Below are 4,204 nucleotides of genomic sequence, written 5' to 3'. Positions count from 1 at the left end.
CATTATTAAAGCGAGTATTCCCGTTTTTCTTAATAATTCTATTCCTCTAAAAGGATTATCGGAAATTAAAATTCCGTTAAACTCTTCTCTTATTCTTTCGTAAGCGATTGAAGTGAGCATTCCCGTAGAATGACATATCGCTTCAAAAGTTTCTTTTTCTATATTGAAATTTAATCTTGTGGCAAATCTTATCGCCCGCATTATTCTCAATCCGTCTTCGGTAAATCTTTCGTAAGGATTTCCAACCGAACGAATAATTTTATTTTTAATATCTTTCATTCCTTCAAACATATCTATAAGAGTGCCGTCCAAAACATTATAAGCCATCGCGTTTATCGTCAAATCTCTTCTTGGCAAATCATCCTCGATGCTTGCCGTATATTCCACTTTATCGGGATGCCTTCCATCGCTATAATTTCCATCGCTTCTGAAAGTAGTTATCTCAACTTGCATATCGTCCAATATTACAAGAATCGTCCCATGTTTTATTCCCGTTGGAATCGTATATTTAAATATTCTCTGAACATCTTCGGGCTTTGCGTTCGTGGCTATATCGTATTCTTTAGGAGTAAATCCCATAATGGAATCTCTAACCGAACCTCCAACCAAAAAACATTGAAAGCCTTCCGTATTTAAGATTCTCGCTATCTCTTTTATCGGCGCTGGTATATCGGTAAAAATTTTCTCCAAATTATTTTCCTAATCAATCTTTTTTATTTAATCGTTAATTATATAGTATATACAATTTTACATTAATTACAAATTAATATTCGAATAAAACTATTTGGTTAATATATAATTTTTTATTTTCTTTAAATAAAAAATTATATAAAACGATAATAATAATAGCTGTTTATTTAATTAAAAAATAATATATAATTGTGTTTTGAAAATTTAAAAAGGTTTGTATTATGGAAAATATTTTTATATATATAGCCGTTTCAGTTTTTTTACTTGCCTCCACTTTAATAATTTTGAGAAATATTTTTTATAAGGGCGAAAAAAATTCTGGCGATATTAAAAGAAATATAGAAGAACTTTACAAGAGAGTGGAAGAAAATCCCGAAGATTGCGGAGCTATTTTTGAGCTTGCAAAATGCGAAGAAGAAATAGGAGATACGGAGTCGGCTTTAAGCAAATACGAAATGCTTGCCAATAAAGGAGTATTGGAAAAAAAAGAAGAATTAAATATTTGTAAAAAACTCGAAAACAAATATAACGAACTCGGCAAAAAACAAGAAGCTTTCAAATATGCCGTAAAAATCATAAAACTCGAACCGACTAATAATTTTTACAATATTAAAGTGGCAAGTATTTTGGCAAAAGAGGGAAATTTTAAATTATCAAATCATTATTTTAATAAGGCTATAGTGTCGAAAGGCGAATTCATGACGGAAGATTTGAAATGCGCCGTATTCGTTTCGTATAAAATGAAAGATTATAAAAGATGTATAGCGTTTGCCGAAGAGTTTCGAAAAAGATTAATTAAAGAAGCGACTACAAATAAATTAAGCGACAATAAAATATATATTCATAATTTGGATAAAGATTTAATATCGCTTTATATATTGTCCGAAGAATTGAATATAGCGAAAACTTTTATAGAAGGTATTTTGGCAAATAAACCGATTGATAAAAATCATGAATTTAATATAAATAAATTTTATTTGTTCGTATTATACAAGCTCGAAGAATCCGAAAAATTTAAGTCACTTTATAATCATTTGTTTAATTTATACAAAATGGGAGAAAATAATAAAAATTACGCCAATTTAATATTGGACTACGCATTTTATTCTTATTTTTTGGGAGATATACAAGTTTCTAAAAATTATTTTGAAGTCGTTAAATCGTTTGATATTCCAGAACTCAATATATATTATTTGGACGAAATTCTAACATATTTAAACGAAGTGATTAAAGCCACGGCTCAATTAAATAGATTGAAAGAAGAAAATAAATTGGGAGACGAAAAATATAAAAACGATAATTATGAAAATTATGTCGGAAAAACGAATATTGAAAATTGGGAGAAAGCGGTAAATTTATGGGAAGCTTCTTTCGTAAATCCGATATATATTCTATCTTTAGTCGAAGTTAAAAAAACTATGGATATAGACAATATTTTGGAAAGTATAAAAGTCAAAGAAAAATCTAACGCCGAAAGTAATGTAGTGGCTTCGTATAAAGTCGATAAAATATTTTCTCTCGATAGAATGGCATTTAAAAAATTATGTCAAAATGTTATACGTTCAAAATTATCGAATTATGTTATAGTGCAAGAATATACGGACGCCACTCATCCAGCGAATAATAACGAAGAAATAAACTATTTAACTTATAGCATTAAGGGAAGTAAAAAAGACCTTACATTGGTTTCTTTTAAAAGATGGCAAAAAACGGAAATCGGGGAATTAATGATAAGAGATTTTTTAATGATGGTAAGCGAATCGGGAGCAAAAAACGGAATATTAATAGCTCCCGTAGAATTAAGCAGTAGCGCAAAAAGTTATGTTTCGCACAACGATAGAATAAGAGTTTATAGCAGAAGTCAATTTAATAATTTGCTTAAAGACGAAAAATTTTGATAATTTATTTTTATAAAATATTTTACCAATAAATATTAAAAATAGCCCGTTTTTTATTGTCTTTTAATTACATTTTCAATCATTTTAATATATAATAAATATAATAAATTTAATCAAACGGAGTAAATATGCGTCCAAAATTTAAAATAATTTTTTCGCTACTATTTTTAATCTATTTTCAAATATTATATTCAAACGATATTTTTCTTTCAAAAAGAAGCGGCGAATATTACGATAATTTTGGAAGAAAAATCACGATAGATAATTTCGGATACGGAATTTTTGAAGAAAAAGGCGTTAAGTCGCAGAGTTTCAAAATCGGACAACCTCGAAGCGTAGAAACAACTTACAAATTCACTATGATTTTTGGCGGAAGATATTATGCAGACACATATTTATATTTTACGGATAAAAATAATTGCATATTGGTAATAAACGGATATTTAAAATATTATTTTAAAAAGGGTTTATAAAAATTATTACTTTATATAATTTCAATATTCTTATATTTTTTGGCTCTAATATTTCGTCATTTAAAAGTCTGTTTATAATTTTTTAGTTATTTCTTTATTTTTTTGGTTTAATCTTTTGTATTGTTTTCTAAATTTTGACGAGGGTTTAAATTATACATTATAAATCTTTCTCAAATTCTTCAAAGTTTTTATATATTTTTAGATTGTCTTTTTCTTTTTTGTAAGATTTTATAGCTTTATCTATTCCTTTTTTTCTTGTATTTTCACTTTTGATTTTGAAATTTTTGCCATACTTTTTATAGTCTTTATCAAATCTTCGTTAGCGTTTTCTATGGTTAATTTTACCATCATAATTTTCCCTCTATAATTTAATTTTTCTTTTTACAAATTGTATAATTTATAAATTAAAATATAAATATTTATAATGTTCTTTTTTTCCAACATTATAAATAAATAGACACCTATTTTATAGTTTAAAATTTTTATTTGTAAGTAATTATTAATTATTTATTAGAATTTAATATTTTTTCTAAAATTATTGTTTGCACTTTTGGGTCAAATTCTTCGTAAATTGAATTATTCCTAACATTATTTTTTCCATTGGGTTTTTGTAATTCAAATTTTTCTTTACAACACCATAAAACATTTCGTCCAATTGTTAAATTTCCATCTGATGTTTCTTCATTTAATATTTCAGAATTAGAAATTAGTCCTATACCTTTTATTTTAAGATTAGAATAAGTAGGAGAAAATGATTTTATATAAATAATATCGCCGACTTTTAATGATTTTATAAATTCATGTAAATCTGGAGCGGATTCAATGCCCCAACCGATGCCAATAAAAGAGCATGAAATAAAAATATCCGATACATCCTGATTATCAAAATTAGCTCCTATACCAAATATAGCCAAATATACTCCCTAAAAAATATTAGTAATTCCTACTATAATAAATTATAATTTAAGTAATGTAAAAAGTCAATCATATTACTTAAAATTTTATGGTATATATTTTTATTTGTTTATAAGTTATTTTTATTATCAAAACTAATGTATATAGAGCCGTTATGTTTATTTTTTAATATGTTATTAAATTTATCTATCAAATTAGTATAATTATTATTAATTTCTTCTTCATTAT

4 protein-coding genes are annotated in these 4,204 nt (G+C 25.9%); 2 read left to right on the top strand and 2 right to left on the bottom strand.

Annotated elements, in window-relative coordinates:
- On the bottom strand, nt 1-690 hold a 690-nt coding region (locus tag EZH24_RS07950; protein ID WP_137998586.1), incomplete at its 3' end, for a CCA tRNA nucleotidyltransferase.
- Nucleotides 691-911: 221 nt separating this feature from the next.
- Here EZH24_RS07950 and EZH24_RS07945 point away from each other — a divergent pair.
- Together EZH24_RS07945 and EZH24_RS07940 are read left to right on the top strand one after the other, a co-directional pair.
- Nucleotides 912-2,588, top strand: coding sequence for a restriction endonuclease (locus tag EZH24_RS07945; protein ID WP_137998584.1), 1,677 nt, complete (start codon nt 912-914; stop codon nt 2,586-2,588).
- 128 nt (nt 2,589-2,716) lie between these two features.
- On the top strand, nt 2,717-3,061 hold the full coding sequence (locus EZH24_RS07940) for a hypothetical protein (RefSeq protein WP_137998582.1): 345 nt from the start codon (nt 2,717-2,719) through the stop codon (nt 3,059-3,061).
- Between the two features lie 503 nt (nt 3,062-3,564).
- On the opposite strand, the gene EZH24_RS07935 is transcribed toward EZH24_RS07940, so the two are convergent.
- Complete coding sequence (locus EZH24_RS07935; RefSeq protein WP_137998581.1) at nt 3,565-3,975, bottom strand: hypothetical protein; 411 nt, start codon at nt 3,973-3,975, stop codon at nt 3,565-3,567.
- Nucleotides 3,976-4,204 lie beyond the last annotated feature (229 nt).

The organism is Brachyspira catarrhinii (assembly GCF_005518285.1).
Taxonomy (GTDB): domain Bacteria; phylum Spirochaetota; class Brachyspiria; order Brachyspirales; family Brachyspiraceae; genus Brachyspira; species Brachyspira catarrhinii.
This window is presented reverse-complemented; position numbering and strand designations above follow the sequence as displayed.